The organism is Lacinutrix cladophorae (assembly GCF_053604645.1).
On sequence record NZ_JBSHNR010000017.1, the window covers coordinates 1 to 369 of the forward strand.

Genomic DNA, 369 nt, shown 5'->3' on the forward strand with positions numbered 1-369 from the left:
TGGATCTGGATCCGTTGCGTTTGGTTCGCCGTCTCCGTCACAATCTGCATCTGCCCATACTGGGTTACTTGCATCTCCTACACTGCCTGCTGTGAATACACATGGATCTAGTGGTTCTGGATCGGTTCCGTTTGGATCTCCGTCTCCATCACAATCTGCTAATGACCAATCTCCAGTTTGTGTTACTGTTATATCTGCTACGTTGTAATCACATGGATCGGTTGGATCCGTTCCATCAGGTCCTGCGGTACCATCCATATCTGGATCTACCTCTGTTCCGTTGATTACTCCATCTCCATCACAATCGGATGTATACCAATCACTAGTTGTATCTAATAAATCTACATTTACTACATCGCCACCTACACA

At 45.8% G+C, this 369-nt stretch carries 1 pseudogene; it reads right to left on the minus strand.

What is annotated here, in order from left to right:
- Positions 1–369 (minus strand): annotated as a pseudogene (locus ACVC3Y_RS00070) (hypothetical protein); the annotation flags it as partial.